Source organism: Sulfurisoma sediminicola (assembly GCF_003865015.1).
Taxonomy (GTDB): Bacteria; Pseudomonadota; Gammaproteobacteria; order Burkholderiales; family Rhodocyclaceae; genus Sulfurisoma; species Sulfurisoma sediminicola.
In genome coordinates this window covers 221,411-239,807 of the sequence record NZ_BHVV01000001.1, presented here as the reverse complement: position 1 = coordinate 239,807, position 18,397 = coordinate 221,411, and the positions used below count along the sequence as shown (strand labels likewise).

Sequence of the window (18,397 nt, the reverse complement as noted above, 5' to 3'; positions counted from 1 at the left end):
GATGAACGCGCCCGACAAGTTGCCGGATTGGCTGGATGCCGCCGCCGTGGCGGGCGTGCCCAACTTGCCGGGACTCGACCGTGCCCGGTCGATGAATCCGCTGCAGCGCCTGGCGCTGCTGCAGGCGTCGGGCCTGGTCGAATGCGGCTACGGCGGCGAGCCGATCTACCACGCCTGGCGCCGGTTCCTGCGCGGTCATGGCGCATCGGTGCTGGTGGTCGATGCCGCGGGGCTCGACGCCCGCGCGCGCGGCAACGCCGCCGTGCTCCAAGGTGCGCCCGCTTTGCTGGCCGAGGGGTTGATGATCGCCGCCGGCCTGCGCGATACCGGCAGGATCGAATTGCGCCTGCCGCCGGAATTGACCGGCCGCGAAGTCGGCTTGCTCAACGTCCTCGACACGATACGTTCGCGCGGCCTCGCCGCCGGCCGCCGTTTGCAGGTAGAGGTGCGCCGCGACAGTCAGCCTTCCCCTTGGGTCGAGGCCGGTGACAGTGCGCGCCTGGCCCACACGCCCGAAACCTGGTGCCGCGTGGCGCTGCTTCTCGCCGGGCAGGAAAATGCCGCGACGGCCGGTGCGCTGCTGACGCTGCGGCGTGGCTTGAAGCGGCGCGGCCTGATCGAACTCGCCCGCGCCGAAATGCTGCGCCGCCTGATCTACGACTGGGGCGGTGGCGTCGAGGTGGAGGGACGCGACGCCGTGCTGGTGTTCGACAACGGCATGGGCGGCTTCCTGCCGCTCTCGGCAGCTGACATCTCCTGCCAGCCGCTGGCGCTGGCGGCGGCCGGCATCGCGCCGGCGCCTTCCAGCGTCATGGTGATGGCCGAAGGCGTGTGCCTGGTCGAGCAGACCCGTCGGGCACTCTATCGCTACTGGCAACTGGCGGAAAGCGAAGCAGTGCCGGTCCGCGCGCTGCTGGCGCGCGCCGCTCGGCTGGTGGCCGAGATCACGGTCGGCCATGGCCGCATGGCGCATCTGGCCGAGCTCGACCAGGTCGCGCTCGAACTCGCCACCCAGGGCCTGGCCGCCGCCTGGCCGCTGGGCAGCGCGCTGCGCTATTTCCGCGGCCAATGGGAAGCCCATGCCCGCCGCGAATCCTGTCCCGAGCAACTGTGCCAATTGTCGGGGGGGCGCCGCGCCGCGCCCTGCCATGGCGCCTGTCCGGCCAACATCGACATTCCCAGCTTCATGGCGCACATCGGTCACGGCGATTACCGATCGGCCATCGCGGCCATCGCCCGCGACAATCCGCTGCCGCTCACCTGCGGTCTGGTCTGCCCGGCGCCCTGCGAGTCGGCCTGCGTCCGCGCAAGCAGCGACGGCGCCGTGTTCATCCGGCCGATGAAGGCCAAGGCCGCCGAGCATTGCCTGGCGCAGGGCGGCTACCCGAAACCCGAACTGGCGCCGCCGACGGGCAAGCGCATCGGCATCGTCGGCTCCGGCCCCGCGGGACTTTCCGTTGCCTACTACCTGCGCATCCTCGGCCATGCCGTCGAAGTCTTCGAGACGCAGCAAGAGGCCGGCGGCATGCTGCGCTACGGCATTCCCGCCTATCGCCTGCCGCCGGAACTGCTCGACACGGAACTTGCGCAGATCACCGCGCTCGGCATCCCCATCCGCACCGGCGCGCAGGTGGCCAGCCTCGATGCCTTCCGCCGGGATTACGATGCGGTGTTCCTCGGCCTCGGCACGCAGATGTCGCGCTTCATCCCGGTCGAGGGCGTGCACCAGCCCTGTGTCCTTGGCGGCATCGACTTCCTGCGCGACGTGCGGAGCGGGGTGGCCGTCGAGGTCGGCCCGCGCGTGGTGGTGATCGGCGGCGGCAACGTCGCCATCGACGTGGCGCTGACCGCCTTGCGCCAGGGGGCGAAGCAGGTCGACATGGTCTGCCTCGAGAAGCGCCGCGAGATGCCGGCCAGTCCGCACGAGATCGAGACCGCCGTCGCCGAGGGCGTGGCCCTGCACCCGGGCTGGGGGCCGGTGCGCATCGAGGAGGACGGCGAAGTCGTGTTCCAGCACTGCGACCGCGTCTTCGACGAGGGCGGCCGCTTCAACCCGAAGTTCGACGCCGAGCGCCGGCTGAGCCTCGAAGGCGACCAGGTGATCCTCGCCGTGGGTCAGGGCGCCGACCTCACCAGCATCGACGGCAGCGGGCTCGAAGTCACGCGCGGCTTCATCGTCACCGACAGCCGCACGCTGATGACGCGCGTGCCCGGCGTCTTCGCCGGCGGCGACGTGGCCCACGGCCCGCGCACGGCGGTCGAGGCCATCCGCTCGGGCAAGATCGCCGCGCATGCCATCGACGCCTGGCTGCGCGGGGTTGCCGTGGATGCGAGCGTCGGCAAGCCTCGGCGTCGCGCCGAGGTGATTCCGCTACGCGTCGCGGCGCGCGATCGCAGCTACATGCGCCGCGCCGAGATGCCCGAGAAGGAAGTCGAGGAGCGCCTCGGCAGCTACGTCAAGATCGAGCAGGGCCTGACCGACGCCATGGCGCACGACGAGGCCAGCCGCTGCCTGCGCTGCGACGTCTGCATCGGCTGCGGCCTGTGCCAGCTCGCCTGTAGCGAGATGGGCGTCGAGGCGCTGCGCATGGCCGATACCGCGGCCGGGCGCCTCGCCTACTTCGATTTCACGCGGCCGGCCGACCTGTGCATCGGCTGCGGCGCCTGCGCACAGGTTTGCCCGACCGGCGCCATCCGCGTCGAGGATGTGGATGGCGTGAGGCGCACGGTCATCACCGGCACGGTGGTGAAGGAGCAGCCACTGCTGACCTGCAGCCAGTGCGGCGCGCCGACGCAGACCGCCGCGCAGCGCAAGTTCGTGCGCCACCGTCTGCCCGATCACATGGCCGCCCACCTCGGGCGGGAACTCTGCCCCGAGTGCGCGCGGCAGCAGGGCGACCGGCCGTGGCAAGCAGGCAGCGCCGTATCGCCAGCGCGCCCCGAAGGAAGTACCCCCGGGGTGCCGACTTTTCCGGGGTAACGCCGCTTAGGCGTTCTTCGCCTTCTGCCACAGCACGTCGCCGCGGCCGGCACGCTTGTTGAGCCAGCGGCCGAGCACGAACAGCAGGTCGGAGAGACGGTTGAGGTACTGCCGGCCTGCGTCGGAAACGGCCTCGTTGTGGGCCAGCGCCACCACGCTGCGTTCGGCGCGGCGGCAGACCGTGCGCGCGAGGTGCGTCAGCGCCGCGGCGCGCGTGCCGCCGGGCAGGATGAACTCCTTGAGCGGGCCGAGCTGATCGTTCCAGCCGTCGAGCAGCTTCTCCAGCCGTGCCGGCTGGGTGTCCGCCAGCAGTTTGGCGCCGGGGATGGACATCTCGCCGCCGAGGTCGAACAGGTCGTGCTGGATGCCGGTCAGCGCGGCGCGCACGTCATCGGGCAGTTCCTCGCACAGCAGCAGGCCGATGACCGAGTTGAGCTCGTCGACGTCGCCGAGCGCGGCGACGCGCGGTGCGTCCTTGCCCACGCGCGAGCCGTCGCCCAGGCCGGTGGTGCCGGCATCGCCGGTGCGGGTGTAGATCTTGGAGAGGCGGTGTCCCATGGCTGTTCCCGGAATGAAAAGGCCGATCCGGATTATCCCAGATCGGCCTCGCTTGTCGGACGGGGGCCGGAGGCCGGCCCGCGGAGTTTCGAGGGCGATTTCAGGCCTGGTTGATCACCGCCGACGCGATCCCCGGCGCCGGGCCGCCGAAGTTCGCTACCAGAACCGGGCAACTGAGTTGAGCAATGATGTGGCCCGGAACGCTGCCGCCCAGCATGTGGTGGTTGCCGATGATGACGAGGTCGGCCTCGGTCTCGCGCAACGCGGTGATGACGGCGTGCTCCGGACCTCCCTCGACATAAAGCGCGTCGCAGTCGACGCCATCAACCTTCATGCGGCCGACCTGCAGGTCCAGGTCCTCCCGGATCTTTCCGGCATCGCGGCCCCAGGCGACCAGCGTTACCGGCGTGCCCGTAACCTTGGCGAGTTGGGTCGCCACCTCGGCCACATGCTCGCCTTCCGGCGAGCAGTCGCTGGCGACGAGAATGCGCTTCTTCCACATCTGCGACTGCCAGCCGGCGATGAGTACGTGGCACTGGGCGCGGCCGACGATGCGGGCGGCGATATCGCCGAGCAATTTTTCCTTGATGTCGCCTTTCGTCGGGCGCCGGCCGATGATCAGGATGTTGGTGTCCGCCGTGGCTGCAGCCGCGACCACCTCGGCCTCGGGATGCTTGCCGACGCGGACGATCTCCTCGGTGTCGACGCCGGCGACCAGCGCCGCACGCGTGGTGACCGAGAGGCGGGCGCGGGCGATTTCGCTTTCCTCGGCGGATGGCACCGAGGTCATGATGTCGAGGGTGACACCGAAGCGGCGTGCCAGCTCGATGGCTATTTCCTGCGGCGCGTGGCTGAATTCGCTGCCGTCGGTGGCGAACAGCAGACGCTGGCGGCGGAAGCCGTCGGGCAGCAGTCCGCTGTTGCACTCCTTGAAGATGCGCACCTTGCAATTGCGGCAGACGTCGGGATCGAGCGTCCAGTAGAGCGCGCGGGTCACGTCGGTCATCACCGGGAAGAAGGCGCCCTCGCCGATGTCGTGCGTGTAGCCGCCCTGGCGCAGGAAGTCGTAGTTGGGCCGGCTGAGGCGGTAGAAGTAGAGGCCGCCGCCCATGCGCCGGCGGCGGCGCGCCTCCTGGGCCAGGATTTCCCCGCCCGCGATGTCGATGCGGACGAGGCTCGCCGCTGCGATCAACACCGACTTCTGCTGCGGATTCTCCTCGTCGATCTGCTGCAGGACGGCCTGCACGTAGCTGGCGGAGCCGAAGTAGACGGAGCCGTTGATGCGCACGATCCTGAGTTGCGGACACTCGGGCAGGCCTTGCGCGCGGACGAAGTGGTAGGCCCCCTCCTCGACGGCGGGCACCACCGGGACGATCTCCGGCTTGGAGCTCTTGTAGAGGAAGGTCACCAGCGACAGGAAGACGCCGAGGAAGATGCCGGCCTCGAGGTTGAACAGCGTGCCGATCAGGGTCGATGCGAGGATGGCCGACTCGGTCTTGCTGGTATGCCAGATGTGGGAGATGTGGTGGAAGTCGATCAGGCCCCAGGCGACGAGGAAAAGGATGCCGGCCATGGCGGCGTTGGGCAGGTAGGCGGCGAGCGGGGCCACTGCCAGCAGCACCAGCAGCAGGAAGATCGAGGCGAAAACCGAGGCCAGCGGCGTGCGCGCGCCGGCCTCGTAGTTCACGCCGCTGCGGTTGAAGGAGCCGGAGGAGGCGTAGGCCGAGAAGAAGGCGCCGACGATGTTCGACAGGCCTTGGCCGATGAATTCCTGGTTGCCGTCGATGCGCTGCTCGGAACGCACGGCGATGGCGCGGGAGATCGAGACGGCCTCGGTCAGCGCCAGCATGGTGATGACCAGCGCCGGGCCGATGGTGTGGCGCAGCGTGTCGAGCGAGAAGTCGGGGGCGGACAGCGGCGGCAACTGTGCGGGAAGGGCACCGACGGTCTTGATGCCGGTGGCATCCTGGCCTATCCAGAGGTTGAGGATCTCGGCGACGATGCTGCCGACGATCATCGCCGCGATCATGTAGGGAATCTTCTTGATGTAGCGGCGGGCGAGGATGCCCGTGACCAGCGTGACGCCGCCGACGCCGGCGACCCAGGGATTGATGTCGCCGGCCTGTACGACCAGCTGATGCACGATCTCGTAGAACGGCGTGCCGCGCGGGATGTTGATGCCGAAGAAGTTGCGTACCTGGCTCGCGGCGATGAGGATGGCCGCGCCGGCGGTGAAGCCGATGACCACCGTGTGCGAGATGAAATTGACCAGGGCGCCCATGCGTGCCAGTCCCAGCACCAGCTGGAAGACGCCGACGAGGAAGGTCAGCGTCAGCACCAGCTGGATGTAGTGCGCCGAGCCGGGATCGGCCTGGTGGGATAGGGCGGCGAAGACCGCGATCGAGATGGCCGTGGTCGGGCCGGAGACGAGGTGCCAGCTGGAACCGAACAGCGCGCCGATCACCGCCGGCATCATCGCGGCGTAGAGGCCGTATTGCGGCGGCAGGCCGGCGATGGTGGCGAAGGCCACGCCTTGGGGCAGTACGATCAGCGCACCGGTAATGCCCGCCAGCAGGTCGTCCTTGGCTGTCCGTCGATTGACGAGCGGCCACCAGAGGAGGAAAGGAAACAACTTTCGCAACCAGGGGGCGGTGTGTGCGGTCATGGCAGGATGTGGGAAGGGCGCTAGGCAGCGATGAAAGCCGCGAATATTAGCAGATTGCCATATCCGGCCCCCTGCTCCGGGCGATGCCGCTTGTTGCGTTGCGAGATTCGTCCCCCTGATTCCGCAATAAAAAACCTGTTAGTGACGTGGGCTATCGGACTGCTAATATCGGAAGCCTCGCAAGTGACTCATCAAGCCGGGGCGCTGGGCGCAACCGGATCGACCGATCATGACCCTCTCGCCCCGACTGCAACGGTTTCTCCCCTTCCTGCGCTGGTGGCCTTACGGTGGCGCGACGCTGCGCGCCGACTTCCTCGCCGGCCTTACGGTGGCGCTGGTACTGGTGCCGCAGTCGATGGCCTATGCCCAGCTGGCCGGCCTGCCGCCCTACTACGGCCTCTACGCGGCCTTCCTGCCGGTGGCGGTGGCGGCGCTGTGGGGATCGTCAAATCAGCTCGGTACCGGGCCGGTGGCGGTCGCGTCGCTGCTGACGGCGTCCTCGCTGGCGCCGCTCGCCGCGCCGGGTTCGGAACAGTTCGTCGCCCTGGCCATCATGCTGGCGCTGCTGGTCGGCATCTTCCAGCTCACGCTGGGCGTCTTCAAGCTCGGCGTCGTAGTGAACTTCCTCTCGCACCCGGTCATCGTCGGCTTCACCAACGCCGCGGCGATGATCATCGGCCTGTCGCAGTTCAACAAGCTGATGGGCGTGCCGATGGGCCGCTCCGAGTCCTTCATCGTCGATATCTGGGGCGTGCTCAAGCTTGCCGGCGACACCCACCTGCCGACGCTGGCCATGGGCGTGGCGGCCATCGCCATCATGTGGGCGATCCGCAAGAAGGCGCCCAGGCTGCCGGGCGTGCTGATCGCCGTTGCCCTGACCACGGTGGTTTCCTGGCAGATTGGTTTCGAGCGCAACGCCACGGCGTCGCTGGAACAGATCGCCGAGCCGGAGGCGCAGACGCTGCTCGGCGAATTCGCGCGTACCGAGGCGCGCATCAAGGAGATCACCGAGCAGGTCGTAGCCAAGAGTATCGAGCTCAAGAAATTGCACAAATCGGGCGGCGAGATGGCGCACGACGCGGCGACGCTCAACTACGAGATCGAACTGCTCAAGCTGCAGCTCAAGGATCGCGAGGAAGAAAACCGCAAGCGCAACCGTGCGGTGCGCAGCTTCGTCTTCGAGCAGGTGGCCGCCGCCGATGGCCAGGCGGCCATGTTCTATGCCCAGGGCAAGGTGCCGGCGGGCAGCCAGTCGGACGGGCGGCACTGGCGCATCGCCAAGGCCGGCAGCGGCAATCTCAAGCTGACCGGCGGTGGCGAGGTGGTCGGCAAGATTCCCGAGGGCCTGCCTTCCGTCGGCCTACCCAAGTTGTCATTGGACGCTTTTGTCAGCCTGCTGTCAGCCGCCATCGTGATTTCGCTGGTCGGCTTCATGGAGGCGATCTCCATCGCCAAGGCCATCGCCGCCAGGACCAAGGACAAGATCGACCCCAACCAGGAGCTGATCGGCCAGGGACTCGCCAACCTCATCGGCAGCCTGACCCAGGCCTTCCCGGTGTCCGGCTCGTTCTCTCGCTCGGCCGTGAACGCCAATGCCGGGGCCCGGACCGGCATGTCCTCGGTCATCACCGCCGTATTCGTGCTGCTGACGCTGCTGTTCCTGACGCCGCTGCTCTACCACCTGCCCCAGGCAGTACTGGCCGCGGTCATCATCATGGCGGTGATCGGCCTCATCAATTTCGGCGCGATCAAGCATGCCTGGCACGCCAACAAGCACGACGGCATCGCCTCGGTGGTCACCTTCTTCGCGACGCTGGCGTTTGCACCCCATCTCGACAAGGGCATCATGGTCGGCGCCGGACTCGCCATCGGTCTCTATCTTTACCGCACCATGACGCCACGCGTCGCCATCCTCGGCCGTCACCCGGACGGCACCCTGCGCGACGTCAAGCACAACCAGCTGCCCGAGTCGCACGTGGTCGTCGCCGTGCGCTTCGACGGACGGCTCTACTTCGCCAACGTCTCCTACTTCGAGGATGCCATCCTCGAGGCCGTGGCCAACAATCCGGACGTCGCCTACCTGCTGGTCGTCGGCGACGGCATCAACGAACTCGACGCCTCGGGCGAGGAGGTGGTGCACCACCTGGTCGAGCGCCTGCGCGCCGGCGGCATCACGGTGATGTTCGCGGGCCTCAAGAAGCAGGTGATCGACGTCATGCGCGCTACCGGACTTTTCGACTACGTCGGACAGCCCAATATCTTTCCCAGCGCGGACCTCGCCATCGAAGCTGCCTACGCTGCAGCATCGGCCGCCGGCAAGGAGCACGCATCAACACTGCTCCGGAAATGACCCCATGATGTTGGGCATCGATCACCGCGGGCAGCCGGGTCACGTGCCGCTGTCGCCGGCACGGCGGTCGCTGCTAGAATCGCCCGTCCGCTAACGTGCCGCCCATGTCGACGCTCCTGCCCATCGATATCTTGCTGATTGCCGCCTGTGCCTGGCTGGCGATCGGCTTGGCGGGGCTGGTGGCGCCGGGCAACACGCGCTTCATCGCCAAGACCCTGTTTCCCCTCGGTGCCCTCGTCGGCATGCTGGTCGGTCTGGTGGCGCTGGGTTTCCTCGGCGAGTCGCCGGAAACCGCCGTGCTCGTCGTCGGCTTGCCCGATCTCCCCTTCCACCTGCGCCTCGATAATCTCACCGCCGTCTTTGCGATGCTGCTGGGCTTTACGTCCGTCGGCATCTCGATCTATGCCGCCGGCTACTTCCGTCAAGGCCAGGGTTCGGCGCCGGGAGTGCTCGGCCTCGAATACCACGTCTTCCTCGCCAGCATGCTGCTGGTGCTGCTGGCCGACGATGCCTACGCCTTCATGGTGGCGTGGGAAAGCATGGCGCTGTCGTCCTTCCTGCTCGTCACCACCGACCATCGCCATGAGGAAATCCGCCGCGCCGGTTTCCTCTATCTGCTGATCGCCCACGTCGGTGCCATCGCGATTCTGTTGTCCTTCGGCGTGATGACCTCGGGCAGCGGCGACTACACCTTCGCCGGCATGCGCGCCCAGCATCTGTCGCCGTTCTGGGCCTCGGCCGCCTACCTGCTCGCGTTGGTCGGCTTCGGCGCCAAGGCCGGCCTGGTGCCGATCCACGTCTGGCTGCCGGAGGCGCACCCGGCCGCGCCCTCGCCGGTGTCGGCGATGATGAGCGGCGTGATGCTGAAGACCGCGATCTACGGCTTGCTGCGCGTGAGCTTCGACCTGCTGGGCTCGGACCTGTGGTGGTGGGGCGTGGTGGCGCTGGCCGTCGGCCTTGTTACGGCCCTGTTCGGCGTGCTCTACAGCACGGTGCAGAACGACATGAAGCGGCTGTTGGCCTATTCATCGATCGAGAACATCGGCCTCATCGTCGTCGGCATCGGGTTGACGCTCATCTTCCACGCTTATCGCATGGAGGCACTGGCGGCTCTGGCCATGACGGCCGTGCTCTATCATTGCCTTGCCCACGCCGGCTTCAAGAGCCTGCTGTTCCTGTGCACCGGCTCGGTGCTGCACGCCACCAAGGAACGCAGCCTCGGCAAGCTCGGCGGGCTGATCCATCGCATGCCCTGGGTGGCGTGGCTTGCCCTGGCCGGGGTGATCGCCAGCGCCGGGCTGCCGCCGCTGTCGGGCTTCGTTTCGGAATGGCTGCTGCTGCAAAGCTTCCTGTTCTCTCCCGGCCTGCCGCATCCCTGGCTCAATATGGTGGTGCCGGTGGCGGCGGCGCTGGTCGCTCTCGTCGCCGCTCTGGCCGGCTTCGCCATGGTCAAGTTCTTCGGCATCATCTTCCTTGGTCAGATGCGCGAACCGGCCCTCAAGGATGCACACGATGCCGGCACCTGGGAGAAAGTCGGCTTGAGCTGGCTGGCGCTCCTTACCCTGCTGCTGGGCATTCTGCCGTCGACGGTGATTTCGCGCATCGACGCCGCCACGCACCAGCTTCTGGGCGTGGGCCTCGCCGACAAGCTGAACGAACAGGGCTGGTGGATGCTGGCGCCGATTTCGCCCGAGCGGGCCAGCTACGAGCCGCTGATCTTCCTCGTCACCATCGCCGCCACGCTGCTGCTGGGTCGCTGGCTGGTACGCCGCCTCTACCACGGCCGCGTGCGCCGCACCGCGGCCTGGGACTGCGGTTACTGGTTCCAGGGGCCGCGCGCGCAGGACACGGCCGAGGGCTTCAGCCAGCCGATCCGCCGCATCTTCGATGTCATGTTCCGCCTGGAGATGCATTTGCCGACCGCCCGCGACAGCAAGCCCTATTACAGCGTCAAGGTCGAGGACCATTTCTGGTACTGGCTCTACCTGCCGCTGGCGCGGCTGGTCAGTGCCGTCTCCGGCCTGGTCACCGCCGTACAAGGCGGCCGCATTGCCGTCTACCTGCTCTACAGCTTCCTGACGCTATTGGGACTGCTGTTGGTGGCGCGTCCATGATCAGCATTTCCGGCCTGATCGGTCAGATTTTCGCGATCGCGCTGGCACTGCTGCTGGCGCCGGTGCTCAGCGGCTGGGTGGGGCAGTGTCGCGCCTGGTTCCAGAACCGTACGGCGCCGCCCTTGCTGCAGCCCTACTACATGCTGCACAAGCTGTTCCACAAGGACGTGGTGCTGGCGCATGGCGCCTCTTCGCTGTTCCGCAGCGCACCCTTCGTCGTCTTCGGCTGCATGGTGCTGGCCTGCGCCATCATTCCCGCCCTGTCGACCGACCTGCCGCTCGCCCCGGCCGCCGATGCCCTGGCGCTGGTCGGCGTCTTCGGCCTGGCGCGCGTATTCATTTCGCTGGCCGCGATGGACGTCGGCACTTCGTTCGGCACGCTCGGCGGACGGCGCGAAATGCTGGTCGGTTTCCTCGCCGAGCCGGCGCTGCTGATGGTGATCTTCACTCTCGCAATGATCGCCCAGTCCACCTCCGTGACGACCATCGTCGAGACGCTGGCGCACCGCGAATTCCTGGTCTTCCCCAGCCTCGCCTTCGCCGGCATCGCCTTCACCATGGTATCGCTGGCCGAGAACGCCCGCGTGCCGGTGGACAACCCGGCCACCCATCTCGAGCTGACCATGATCCACGAGGCGATGATCCTCGAATACTCGGGGCGCCACCTGGCGCTGATCGAGTGGGCCGCCAGCCTCAAGCTCTACGCCTATTCCTGCCTCGGCCTGGCGCTGTTCTTCCCCTGGGGCATCGCCGAGGGTGAGCGCTTTTCCGGCCTGTTGCTGGCGATCCCGATGCTGGTGCTCAAACTCGCCATCGGCGGCTTCCTGCTCGCGGGCATCGAAACCATCAACGCCAAGCTGCGCATCTTCCGCGCCCCTGAATTCCTCGGTACTGCCTTCATGCTGGCGGTGCTCGGGCTGCTGGTGCGCCTGATGCTGGAAGGCAGCGCATGAGTGCCACGATTTCCTTCTCGGCCCAGCTCATCAATCTTTTCGCGGCGCTGATCCTGCTGCTGGCTTTCGCCATGCTGGCGCAGCGGCGCGTCATGCAGCTCATCAATCTGTTCGCATACCAGGGTCTGGCGCTGTGCCTGTCGACGCTGGTGGTGGCCGTCAGCACGGGACAGACCCACCTCTACTGGTCTGCCGGGCTCACGCTGCTGCTGAAGGCGCTGCTACTGCCCTGGATCCTGCATCGGCTGGTGCGTCGCCTGCAGGTCAAGTGGGACGTCGAATCGCTGATCAACATTCCGACCACCATGCTGGTGGGCATCGGCCTCGTCATCGTCGCCTTCAATGTCGCGCACCCGATCTCCGAACTTTCGAGCACCATCACCCGGGGTACCCTGGCCATTGCGCTCGCCGTCGTTATGCTGGCCTTCCTGATGATGATCACGCGCACCAAGGCGATTCCGCAGGTGGTCGGCTTCCTCGCCATGGAGAACGGACTCTTCCTCGCCGCTACCAGCGCCACCTACGGCATGCCCATGGTGGTCGAACTGGGCATCGCGCTCGACGTGCTGGTCGGCGCCATCATCCTCGGCGTGTTCTTCTTCCAGATCCGCGAACAGTTCGACAGCCTCGACATCCGTCACATGGAACGGCTGAAGGACAACTAACGCTCATGGCTTCGATAAACCAGCCTAAATCATGAAATATCGTAACTTCGATAGGCTCCAAGCTGGCAAATCGGCCCGCCCCTCCCATCCTCCCCTCACGGGGCGGCTATTGACTGGCTCGCTGCGCTCGAAAATTGCAAAGCGCGCTGAAAAGCGGATTTCACGTTAAATCCATGGATTTCTTCGTCTTGATGCTCGCCATTCCCCTCGTCAGCGGTGCGCTGCTGACGGTGTTCGGCGAGCGCGCCTGGGCGCCCAACCTCAACATCATCGCCAGCCTCGGCACCTTCCTCGCCGCCGCCGGCCTGACGGCGGAGATCGTCGCCAACGGCCCGCGCTTCGCCTTCGGCGAGCAGTTCTTCATCGATTCGCTCAACGTCTTCTTCGTCGCCCTGACCGCCTTCGTCGGGTTGACGACCAGCATCTTCTCCGGCCCCTACATGAAGAACGAGGCCGCCCACGGCCGCCTCACCATTCCGCGCCTGCGCCTCTACAAGAGCATGTACCAGCTCTTCATGTTCACCATGCTGATGGCGCTGACCACCAACAACCTCGGCATCCTCTGGGTGGCGATGGAGGCGGCGACGCTGACCACCGTGCTGCTGGTGTCGCTCTACCGCACTTCGGCCAGCCTCGAGGCGGCGTGGAAATACTTCATCCTCTGCGGCGTCGGCATCGCCCAGGCCCTGTTCGGCACCATCCTGCTCTACTTCGCCGCCGAGCGCGTGCTGGGCGAGACCGGCAACGCCCTGCTGTGGACCCACCTGGTCGAGGTCAAGGGCGAACTCGAGCCGACCGTCATGGCGCTGTCCTTCATCTTCCTGCTGGTCGGCTACGGCACCAAGGTCGGCCTGGCGCCGCTGCACAACTGGCTGCCCGACGCCCACGCCGAAGGCCCGACGCCGGTCTCGGCGGTGCTCTCCGGCCTGCTGCTCAACGTCGCCCTCTACGCCATCCTGCGCTGCAAGGTGCTCGCCGATGGCGCCATCCACGGCGATTACGCCGGCAACCTGATGATGGGCTTCGGCCTTGCCACGCTGCTGATGGCCGCCTTCTTCCTGTCGCGGCAGAAGGACGTCAAGCGCATGTTCGCCTACTCGTCCATCGAGCACATGGGCCTCATCACCTTCGCCTTCGGCATGGGCGGCGCCGTGGCCAACTTCGCCGGCCTGCTGCACATGACCATGCACTCGCTGACCAAGTCGGCCATCTTCTTCGCCGTCGGCCACGCCACGCAGAAGACCGGCACGCAACTGATGGAGAACATCCGCGGCCTCATCCGCATCAACCCGCTGATCGGCTGGGGGCTGATGCTCGGCACGCTGGCCATCCTCGGCATGCCGCCCTTCGGCGTCTTCGCCAGCGAGTTCATGATACTCACCCACGCCATGAAGCATCACCCGTGGGCGACGCCCGTGCTGCTGACGGCGCTGGGCGTGGCCTTCGCCGCCATCTTCGGCAAGGTGCAGCCCATGGTGTTCGGCGAGACCGAAGCCAAGCGCCTGCCCCACGCGCCCGCCATCACGCCGGTGTTCCTGCATCTGGGCATCGTGCTGATGCTCGGCGTCTACATTCCGCCTTACCTTACGCGCTGGTTCCATGAGGCCGCGCGGATGCTGGGCTAGCCATGTTCCTCGCCGACGACTTCCCCATCGACTTCACGCTGCAGCCCGGCGTCGGCGCGCCGGTCTGGCGCGGCAACGCGCCGAGCGGCGAGGATCTCAAGGACTTCGCCGCCGCCACGCACCTGGCCGCCGGGCGCCTGTGCGCGATGTGGGGCAGCGACGAACGACAGCGCGGCGGTGGCTATCGCCTGCACTGCGTCTTCGGCCTGAACCGGGGCCATGCCTGGCTGAGCCTCGATCTTTCGGCGGACGATCCGGTCTACCCCGACCTTGCCGGCATCTTTCCGGCGGCCAACCGCATGCAACGCGCCACCCGCGACATGGTCGGCATCGCCTCCGATGGCGGCGACCAGCGCCCCTGGCTGCGCCACGGCGCCTGGCCGGCCGACTGGTATCCGCTGCGCCACGATGCCGTGCATGAGGTCGGGATGGGCGTCGGCTTCCCGAATCTTCCCAGCGACTACGACTTCGTCCAGGTCGGCGGCGAGGGTGCCCACGAGATCCCGGTCGGCCCCATTCATGCCGGCATCATCGAGCCCGGCCATTTTCGCTTCTCGGTCGTCGGCGAGCGCGTGCTGCGACTCGAGCAGCGGCTCGGCTATCAGCACAAGGGTGTCGAAAAGCTGTTCATCGGCGCAGACATCGAACGCGGCGCGCGACTGGTCGGCCGCATTTCCGGCGATTCCACCTGCGCCTACGCTTGGGCCTATGCCGACGCGGTCGAGGCGGCCTGCGGCATCGAAGCGTCTTCCCGCGCCCTGCTGCTGCGCGCGCTGATGCTGGAACGCGAGCGCGTCGCCAACCACCTCGGCGACCTCGGTGCGCTCGGCAACGACGCGGCCTTCGCCTTCGGCCTCACCCAGTTCCTGCGCCTCAAGGAAGACTGGCTGCGCCTGAACGCCGAGGTGTTCGGCCACCGCTTCATGATGGATCGCATCGTGCCCGGCGGCGTCGCCGTCAATGTCGAGCCGGCCGCGCTCGCCGCGATCGTCGAGCAGTGCGCCGTCATCGGCAGCGAGGTGAAGAAGCTGCGTACGCTCTACGACGAGCACGCCGGCCTGCAGGATCGCTTCGTCACCACCGGCACCATCGATGCCGCGCTGGCGCGTGAGCTCTCGCTGACCGGCATAGGCGCCCGCGCCACCGGCATGATCCTCGACGGCCGCGCCCATCGCCACGACTACACGCCGCCGCCGCCCTGGGCCGCGCTCGGCGTGCGCCCGGTCACCGACGAGCGCGGCGACGTCGCCGCCCGCGTGGCCGTGCGCTTCGGCGAAATCTCCGAGTCGTTGCGCCTGCTGCGCGAAATCGCCGTCGGCATGCCGTCGGGCGAGCTGCGCGTCGCCATCGCGCCCCGCGCCGGGGGCAGCGGGCTCGGCGTGGTCGAAGGCTGGCGCGGCGAGGTACTGGTCGCCGTCCGGTTCGGCGACGACGGCAAGCTGGCCCGCGTGCATCCGCACGATCCCTCGTGGCAGGCCTGGCCGGCGCTGGAGCATGCGGTGATGAAGGACATCGTTCCCGATTTCCCGCTGATCAACAAGTCCTTCAACCTGTCCTACAGTGGGGCCGATCTGTGATTCCGCTGCTCAAGCACATCTTCCGCACCGGCATCCTCACCGAGACGGTAGCGCTCGCCGAGGGCGGCCCGCAGCGCGAGATCGACCGGCTGCACGACGAGATCCTGCGCATCCTCGGCCGCGCACTGACCATCCGCGAGGTCGATGCCGGCTCGTGCAACGGCTGCGAGCTGGAAATCCACGCCCTCAACAATCCCTACTACAACCTCGAGGGCCGCGGCATCAAGTTCGTCGCCAGCCCGCGCCACGCCGACATGCTGCTGGTCACCGGTCCGGTGACCAAGAACATGGAGAACGCGCTGCGCATCGCCTACGATTGCACGCCCGATCCCAAGCTGGTGGTCGCGGTCGGCGACTGCGGCTGCGACGGCGGCGTCTTCGGGGAAAACTACGCCAGCTGCGGCGCGATCGCGAACGTCGTCGGCGTCGATCTGCGCATTCCCGGCTGCCCGCCGACGCCGCTGGCGTTGATGCAGGGCATCCTCGCCGCCGTCAGCAAGCGCTCGCCGTGACCCCGCGTGGCGCGGCATGTGCAATAATCCTTGACGCAAATCAAGCTTTTTTCACGTTCTCAGGGAGCCCAGAAGAATGCAAAAGAAACCCGTCACCACTTCGTTGATCGTTCTCGCCCTCGCCGGCGCCGCGATCGGAACCGCCGTTGCGCAACAGAACACCGGCTATGTCATCGACACCCGCGGCGCCGTGGTCAAGAGCGGCTTCGGCGAGTGCTGGCGCACCGGCTACTGGACACCGGCCATGGCCATCGCCGAGTGCGATCCGGGCCTGGTCAAGAGCGCGCCCGCCGCCGCCGCGGCGCCGGCCGTCGAGACGATGGTCGTGCACGGCGACGGCCTGTTCGACTTCGACAAGGCCACCATCAAGCCCGAAGGCAAGGCCCGTCTCGACGAGGCCGTCGCCCGCCTCAAGGACAAGAAGCTCGACAAGATCGTCATCACCGGTCACACCGATCGCCTCGGCTCGGCCAAGTACAACGAGAAGCTGTCGCAGAAGCGTGCCGACGCGGTGAAGGACTACCTTGTCGCCAAGGGCGTCGACAAGGCCAAGATCAGCGCTGTCGGCAAGGGCAGCACCATGCCGCGGACCAAGGCCGACGAGTGCAAGGGCAAGAAGACCAAGAAGGTCGTCGCCTGCCTGGCGCCGGACCGTCGCGTCGAGATCGAGGCCACGTTCTCGAAGTAAGCTTGTTTCTCCCGCAGCGAAAAGGGCGCCACGGCGCCCTTTTCGCTGCGCGCTTGCCGGGCCCTTAAGCGCGGCTTAAGAATTCTCCGTCGATGATGGCAGGGCGTTGTCGCACCCCGTCGAGAGGAGAACCCGTGACCCCCAAGCCGTATCACCTCGGCCCGCTGCTGGCCATCACCCTCCTTGCGGCCTGCAGTTCCGTGCCGCCCGCAGCCACGTCGGCGAGCGCCGATTCCGCCGTCAAGCCCGCGCCGGCCGCGGCGGCAGGGGAAGCCGCCACGGCGCGGAGCGCGAATCCGCCGGCACGACTGAGCATCTACTTCCCCTTCGACGGACAGGTTGTCGCCGAGCGGTACCAGCAGGAGCTGGCGGCCCATGCCGACTACCTGATGCATGCGCCTCGGCAACGGGCGACCATCGAAGGCAATGCGGACGAGCGCGGCAGCCGCGAATACAACCTGGCGCTGGGGCAGAAGCGCGCCGAGGCGGTCCGCCGGGCGCTGAGCCTGCGCGGCGTTGCCGATCGCCAGATCGAGGCGATCAGCTATGGCGAGGAACGGCCGCAGGCGGCCTGCCACGAAGAGCGATGCTGGGAACTCAATCGCCGCGCCGACCTCCAGGTCGACGCTGCGGCGAGGCCGTGATGCGCCGGCTGGTCATCGCGGCCTGCCTTTGCTGCCTGGCCGGGAGCGGCCTCGCCGCGCCGGCGGCGCGGCCGGCCCCGGCCGCGGTGTTGACGTTCGAGCGCGATAGCGAAGTTCCGCGCGAGGATCCGCAGCCGCTCATCGAGCCGCTTGTCGCCAGGACGCTGGCGGCATCGGGCAACTGGGTCAGCCTCGAGGCCCATACCGACGATCACGGCAGCCGCGAGCTCAATCTCGCGCTCGGGCAGCGCCGCCTCGACGCGCTCGAGCGCGAGCTGGCCCTGAAGGGCGTGCCCATCCAGCACATCCGCTGCATCAACCACGGCGAGGAAGCGGCCGAACGCGGCATCCGGCCCGACCCGCGCATCGAAATCCGGATCGAGAAGATCGGCTACTGAGCCTGCTCCGCCGGCAGGCTGCGGTCGAGGTGGTAGAGCGTCACGACCAGTCCGGCCGTGGCCACGATGAGGAAGGCCGGCCCGAACAGCCAGAACACCAGCGGTACGGCGAAGAAGAAGGCGCGCATGCCGATGGCGAACAGGTTGCCGGCGCGATTCAGGCGCCGCGCGACGTTGTGCGGCGACAGGCTGTGGTGCGCATCGTGCTGCGGCACGTTGAGCATGAAGACGACGTGGTTCACCAGCCGCACCGCCATGGCGAAGGCGAAGAAGGCGATGATGAAATCCAGCAGCAGCGCCAGCACCTTGATGATCCACAGCTCGGCGGCATGGGAGCCGACGACGTTGAGCGCGTGCCAGCTGCGCGCGATGTTCTCGGCCTGGCCGGAGAGCGTCAGCGTGCCGATGATGAGCAGCGTCGCCGTCGACGCCATCAGGCTCGCGCCCATGATGAAGTTGCGCAGCGTCTGCACCGCCATGACGTCCTTGGCCGGATTGTTCATGACATTGGCGACCCAGAGGCTGCGGGCGATCTCGTTGACGCCGTGGATGGTGTAGGTCGGATTGCGGCGCACCCGCAGCCAGAGAAAGGCGTAGTAGAGGCCGATCATGGCCGCGCTGGCGGCGAAGGCGGCGAGGTCCGGGGCGAATTCGCGGAACCAGGTCAT

Annotated in this window: 14 protein-coding genes; 11 read left to right on the top strand and 3 right to left on the bottom strand. The window is 67.4% G+C overall.

What is annotated here, in order from left to right; translation table 11 throughout:
* The first annotated feature begins 1 nt into the window (after window position 1).
* Window positions 2-2,980 (top strand): FAD-dependent oxidoreductase, encoded by a 2,979-nt coding sequence (locus tag EJE94_RS01125; protein WP_121239656.1) that lies wholly within the window; start codon window positions 2-4, stop codon window positions 2,978-2,980.
* Between the two features lie 6 nt (window positions 2,981-2,986).
* Here the strand turns inward: EJE94_RS01125 and EJE94_RS01120 are convergent, their stop codons facing one another.
* Together EJE94_RS01120 and sulP are read right to left on the bottom strand one after the other, a co-directional pair.
* Window positions 2,987-3,538, bottom strand: coding sequence for a cob(I)yrinic acid a,c-diamide adenosyltransferase (locus EJE94_RS01120; protein WP_121239655.1), 552 nt, complete (start codon window positions 3,536-3,538; stop codon window positions 2,987-2,989).
* Between the two features lie 100 nt (window positions 3,539-3,638).
* Window positions 3,639-6,203 carry a sulfate permease gene (gene sulP, locus EJE94_RS01115; protein WP_121239654.1) on the bottom strand — a complete coding sequence of 855 codons (2,565 nt, stop codon included), beginning with the start codon at window positions 6,201-6,203 and terminating at the stop codon, window positions 3,639-3,641.
* 229 nt (window positions 6,204-6,432) lie between these two features.
* Between sulP and EJE94_RS01110 the strand changes: the two genes are divergently transcribed.
* From EJE94_RS01110 to EJE94_RS01065, 10 genes are all read left to right on the top strand, one after another.
* On the top strand, window positions 6,433-8,553 hold the full coding sequence (locus tag EJE94_RS01110; RefSeq protein WP_121239653.1) for a SulP family inorganic anion transporter: 2,121 nt from the start codon (window positions 6,433-6,435) through the stop codon (window positions 8,551-8,553).
* A gap of 104 nt (window positions 8,554-8,657) precedes the next feature.
* Window positions 8,658-10,667 carry a hydrogenase 4 subunit B gene (gene hyfB, locus EJE94_RS01105; protein ID WP_121239652.1) on the top strand — a complete coding sequence of 670 codons (2,010 nt, stop codon included), beginning with the start codon at window positions 8,658-8,660 and terminating at the stop codon, window positions 10,665-10,667.
* The gene (locus EJE94_RS01100; RefSeq protein WP_121239651.1) at window positions 10,664-11,620 is read left to right on the top strand and encodes a respiratory chain complex I subunit 1 family protein; all 957 of its coding nucleotides are present in this window, start codon (window positions 10,664-10,666) and stop codon (window positions 11,618-11,620) included. Before hyfB ends, EJE94_RS01100 begins: the two co-directional genes overlap by 4 nt.
* Window positions 11,617-12,285 carry a formate hydrogenlyase gene (locus EJE94_RS01095; RefSeq protein ID WP_121239650.1) on the top strand — a complete coding sequence of 223 codons (669 nt, stop codon included), beginning with the start codon at window positions 11,617-11,619 and terminating at the stop codon, window positions 12,283-12,285. Before EJE94_RS01100 ends, EJE94_RS01095 begins: the two co-directional genes overlap by 4 nt.
* A gap of 173 nt (window positions 12,286-12,458) precedes the next feature.
* Entirely contained in the window at window positions 12,459-13,910 is a 1,452-nt protein-coding gene (locus EJE94_RS01090; protein ID WP_121239649.1) for a hydrogenase 4 subunit F, read from the top strand.
* 2 nt (window positions 13,911-13,912) lie between these two features.
* A complete protein-coding gene (locus EJE94_RS01085; RefSeq protein WP_121239648.1) occupies window positions 13,913-15,487 on the top strand; it encodes a hydrogenase large subunit in 1,575 nt (524 codons plus the stop codon).
* A complete protein-coding gene (locus tag EJE94_RS01080; RefSeq protein ID WP_121239647.1) occupies window positions 15,484-15,999 on the top strand; it encodes an NADH-quinone oxidoreductase subunit B family protein in 516 nt (171 codons plus the stop codon). The genes EJE94_RS01085 and EJE94_RS01080 overlap by 4 nt, the downstream gene beginning before the upstream one ends.
* Window positions 16,000-16,075: 76 nt before the next feature.
* Window positions 16,076-16,687 (top strand): OmpA family protein, encoded by a 612-nt coding sequence (locus tag EJE94_RS01075; RefSeq protein WP_121239646.1) that lies wholly within the window; start codon window positions 16,076-16,078, stop codon window positions 16,685-16,687.
* A 134-nt stretch (window positions 16,688-16,821) separates the two neighbouring features.
* Window positions 16,822-17,331: a peptidoglycan-associated lipoprotein Pal gene (pal, locus tag EJE94_RS01070; protein WP_243642488.1), complete on the top strand. Its 510-nt coding sequence runs from the start codon at window positions 16,822-16,824 to the stop codon at window positions 17,329-17,331.
* Entirely contained in the window at window positions 17,328-17,729 is a 402-nt protein-coding gene (locus EJE94_RS01065) for an OmpA family protein (RefSeq protein WP_124962379.1), read from the top strand. The genes pal and EJE94_RS01065 overlap by 4 nt, the downstream gene beginning before the upstream one ends.
* Here EJE94_RS01065 and EJE94_RS01060 read toward each other — a convergent pair.
* On the bottom strand, window positions 17,723-18,397 hold the full coding sequence (locus tag EJE94_RS01060; protein WP_121240520.1) for a DUF599 domain-containing protein: 675 nt from the start codon (window positions 18,395-18,397) through the stop codon (window positions 17,723-17,725). The two genes, EJE94_RS01065 and EJE94_RS01060, sit on opposite strands and share 7 nt — an antisense overlap.

Excerpts from the sequence above, each read along its gene's own strand:
- EJE94_RS01060 (WP_121240520.1), bottom strand. The coding sequence starts at position 18,397 with ATGACCTGGTTCCGCGAATTCGCCCCGGACCTCGCCGCCTTCGCCGCC.
- EJE94_RS01100 (WP_121239651.1), top strand. The coding sequence starts at position 10,664 with ATGATCAGCATTTCCGGCCTGATCGGTCAGATTTTCGCGATCGCGCTG.
- hyfB (WP_121239652.1), top strand. The coding sequence starts at position 8,658 with ATGTCGACGCTCCTGCCCATCGATATCTTGCTGATTGCCGCCTGTGCC.
- EJE94_RS01110 (WP_121239653.1), top strand. The coding sequence starts at position 6,433 with ATGACCCTCTCGCCCCGACTGCAACGGTTTCTCCCCTTCCTGCGCTGG.
- EJE94_RS01090 (WP_121239649.1), top strand. The coding sequence starts at position 12,459 with ATGGATTTCTTCGTCTTGATGCTCGCCATTCCCCTCGTCAGCGGTGCG.
- EJE94_RS01075 (WP_121239646.1), top strand. The coding sequence starts at position 16,076 with ATGCAAAAGAAACCCGTCACCACTTCGTTGATCGTTCTCGCCCTCGCC.
- sulP (WP_121239654.1), bottom strand. The coding sequence starts at position 6,203 with ATGACCGCACACACCGCCCCCTGGTTGCGAAAGTTGTTTCCTTTCCTC.
- EJE94_RS01120 (WP_121239655.1), bottom strand. The coding sequence starts at position 3,538 with ATGGGACACCGCCTCTCCAAGATCTACACCCGCACCGGCGATGCCGGC.
- EJE94_RS01095 (WP_121239650.1), top strand. The coding sequence starts at position 11,617 with ATGAGTGCCACGATTTCCTTCTCGGCCCAGCTCATCAATCTTTTCGCG.
- EJE94_RS01125 (WP_121239656.1), top strand. The coding sequence starts at position 2 with ATGAACGCGCCCGACAAGTTGCCGGATTGGCTGGATGCCGCCGCCGTG.
- EJE94_RS01085 (WP_121239648.1), top strand. The coding sequence starts at position 13,913 with ATGTTCCTCGCCGACGACTTCCCCATCGACTTCACGCTGCAGCCCGGC.